Source organism: Gordonia hydrophobica NBRC 16057 (assembly GCF_001592365.1).
Classification (GTDB): domain Bacteria; phylum Actinomycetota; class Actinomycetes; order Mycobacteriales; family Mycobacteriaceae; genus Gordonia; species Gordonia hydrophobica.
Genome location: NZ_BCWU01000025.1, coordinates 1 through 3,477, shown reverse-complemented (window position 1 = coordinate 3,477; position 3,477 = coordinate 1). Strand labels below are relative to the sequence as shown.

The 3,477-nt window shown below is 63.7% G+C and carries 3 protein-coding genes; 2 read left to right on the top strand and 1 reads right to left on the bottom strand.

From position 1 onward, the window contains the following. The coding region (locus GH2_RS21825; protein WP_066172641.1) for a site-specific integrase at window positions 1-1,344 on the top strand (1,344 nt) is incomplete at its 5' end. 11 nt (window positions 1,345-1,355) lie between these two features. Here GH2_RS21825 and GH2_RS21015 read toward each other — a convergent pair. Further along, window positions 1,356-2,129 carry a metallophosphoesterase gene (locus GH2_RS21015; protein WP_066172638.1) on the bottom strand — a complete coding sequence of 258 codons (774 nt, stop codon included), beginning with the start codon at window positions 2,127-2,129 and terminating at the stop codon, window positions 1,356-1,358. Between the two features lie 237 nt (window positions 2,130-2,366). Here GH2_RS21015 and GH2_RS21010 point away from each other — a divergent pair. Continuing rightward, window positions 2,367-3,477: IS110 family RNA-guided transposase (locus GH2_RS21010; protein ID WP_066172635.1), on the top strand; the 1,111-nt coding region annotated here is incomplete at its 3' end.

Below are 3,477 nucleotides of genomic sequence, written 5' to 3'. Positions count from 1 at the left end.
AACCAAGCCAAACGCGTTGTCGGGCAATGTGTTGAATGCGCACACTCAGGAATTGTCCCGGGACGCACACCGACCGGCCAATACCTGTGCCGCACCTGTAGCGGCATCCAACTCAACGTCGATTGCGTCGAATGCGGAGCCGAGGCCGAGCTCTACCGTCGCGGTCATTGCTGGCGCTGCGAGCTCGCCCATCAAGTCGACGAACTCCTCACCAACCCGCACACCGGTGTCGTCAATCCGCAACTGGCCGGCCTCGCAGCTGCGCTTAAACAGATGCCTCGCGCCAACAGCGGGGTCACGTGGCTGCGAAACCCAACTGTTCGCGCCGTGCTCCAACAGATCGCCGCCGCCGACACTGTGGACCAGCGACTGCTGGCAGCGCTACCGGTGAACCGTTCGTCCGTGCACATTCGCGCCCTCCTCGATGAGCACGGCATCGATGGCGCCCGAGTGGATTTCCGGACCAGGTTCACCGCGTGGGCCGACAGCAAGCTCGCGACGCTCACCAACCCTGACAATCAGCTCGTGATCCGCAGCTACATTCGGTGGCATGTGTCAAGACGATTCGACGACAAGTGCACCAACGGAACGTTTCTCGCCGCCAAGCAGGGAGTGACCGTTGCAATCGACTTCCTCAACTTCCTCGACATGCTGCAGATATCGGTCACCGACGTCGATCAAAGTCAGGTCGATACGTTCGTCGCGTCCGGCACCGAAACCAACCGGCTATTGAGCCGATTTCTCCCGTGGGTAGTCGCCACGTATCGATTGCCCCCGCTGACGATCGCGCCTCACCAACGCGGCACGACACGAGCCCTGACCGAAACCATGCAAGTCGAACAACTCACACGGCTCTTTGCCAACGACGCGCTGACTCCGCGCGATCGCCTGGCCGCTGCGCTGATCGTGGTGTTCGGGCAGCCCACTCACAAAGTCGCCGCATTGCGATGGGATCAGATCAACCGCGAGGAGACCTGCACCATCACCCTCGGAAAGCACCCAATCGTATTGGAGTCGCCATTGGATCGGCTCGTCGCCGAGGTCGCCGAGGCGACAACCAACCGGCAGACCGCCGCGCATAGCGAATCGGTGTGGGTCTTCCCCGGTTATCAGCCTGGGAACCATCTCAACGAAAGTCACCTGAGGCGCCGCCTCAAGGCACTCGGATTTCCCTCGCTCACAACGCGTCTCGGTACCTGGCAAACCATCACCCAGACCTCACCGCCTCCTGTCCTTGCAGACGCACTCGGCATCCACACACAGACGGCGATCAATCATGCACTCCGCGGATCGAGTCAGTTTGGCGCATACGTTGCAGCACGAAACGGCCAACGCGAGCAATGACTGTCGGTCGATCAGGCGCTGCGCAACTGCAGGATGGCGATTTCAGGCGGCGCACCCACTCGGACGGGCGGTCCCCAGGCGCCGGCCCCATAGGTGGTGAACACGGTGGTGTCCTTGTAGAAGTCGAGTCCGGTGACTGCGGTGTCGGCGGCAGCAGCGGCGGCGTAACGCAGCGGCCACATCTGCCCGCCGTGCGTGTGTCCGGATACCTGGAGATCGACGTCGTGGGCTGCTGCCTCCCGGACGTGGTTGGGTTGATGCGCCAGTAGCAGGGTGAATCGATCGTCGGGTCGACCGGCGACCGCGGCGTCAAGGTCGGGTTCGTACGGGGCGGAATTGCTGAGGTCATGCACTCCAGCGACATCGATGGTGGCTGCCCCGCGTCGGATCTCCACGCTTGAGTTGTTGATGGTGGTGATACCCAGCGAACGCCACTCGTCCATCCAGGCGCCGACGTCGTCGGAGATCTGTTCGTGGTTGCCTGAGACACCGAAGACACCCAACGGCGCTCGCAGATCAGCGAGTGGCTGCAGGTCTGATCCGACATGCTCGATGGTTTCGTCTGACAGGTCACCGACGATCGCGATGAGGTCGGGGCGCTCGGCGTTGACCATGTCGACGATCGTGCGTGTGAACGCCTCCCCGCGGGCGGGTCCCAGGTGCAAATCGCTGACGACGGCCACGCGTAGACCGTCGAACTCGGCGGGCAGCCGTTTCAACGTCACCGACTCCTGATTGACCCGCACCGACGCGGCCTCACCCACGCCGTAGAGCGTGGTGCCCACCGCCACAATCACCTTTACGTTGGAGTACGTCCGGGGCGGTCGCCTCGGACGTTCGTCCGCGGTTCGGGGCGTGGCTCGACAATCACCTGTTGTCGCTGGTGGCTTGGCGTGGAAGGTCACCCCGGACCGTGACGGGTCGTTTCGGCCGCTGATTGAGATGTGTTCGCGAACTTGTCGCTGTGTAAAGGTGTGCCGGCGAAACCACCCTGACGAGCCAACCGCACACGGAAGGACAGTATGGACGAAAAGATCTGGGTAGGAATTGATGTCGGTCGGCATGCGCATCACGCCGCCGCGGTCGATGAGGCGGGAACGGTGCTGTGGTCTCGGCGGCTTCCCAACGATCAACCGGCGATCGAAGCGCTCATGGACCGGGTCGCCGACATGAAATTCGTGGTGTGGGCGATCGACATGACCGCACCGGAATCGGCGCTGCTGAGGGGTGTGCTGGCTGCGCGGCGCCAGCAGATCCGCTACGTGCCCGGCCGGGTCGTGCACAGCATGACCGGTGCGTTCGCGGGTGAGGGCAAGACCGATGCCCGCGATGCGGTCGTGATCGCCCAGACAGCCCGCCTACGTGGCGATCTCGCCACCGTCTCGGCGCCCGACGACGTCGCGATCGAACTCGACCTGCTGACCGGACATCGCAACGACCTCGTCGCTGAACGTACGCGAGGCATCAACCGCCTGCGCGGCCTGCTGACCCGCATCTTCCCTGCACTAGAACGGTGTTTCGACTACTCGACACTGACCGGTCTAACGTTCCTCACCCGCTTCGCCACGCCATCTGCGATCGCTGCGGTCTCTGACGACGAGATCTACGACCACCTGCGCAGTCACGGCGTCCGCCGACCCACGATCCCGAAGATGATCGACAAAGCCCGTGCCGCGGCGGCCGCGCAGACCGTCACCCTGCCTGGCGAGGCGACCACAGCCCTACTGGTGCAACACGCGGCTACCTCGTTGGTCATGCTGACCCGTCAGATCGCCGACCTGGATAAGCAGATCACCGAGGTGTTCCGCCGCCACCGTCACGCACGGATTCTCGAATCCGTGCCAGGCATCGGCACCCGAAGCGGCGCTGAGCTCGTCGCGATCACCGGCGGCGACCTCACTTCGTTCGGCTCGCCCGCCAGACTCGCCGCCTACGCCGGTCTTGCTCCGGTACCGCACGACTCCGGTAACCGCCGGGGAGCCTTGCGTAGACCCCAGCGTTACCACAGAGGACTTCGCAAGGTGTTCTACATGGCCGCACTCAACAGCTCGCAACGCGACGGCCCGTCCCGCGAGTTCTACCAGCGCAAACGACGCGAGAAGCGTTCCCACGTCCACGCTCTCATCGCTCTCT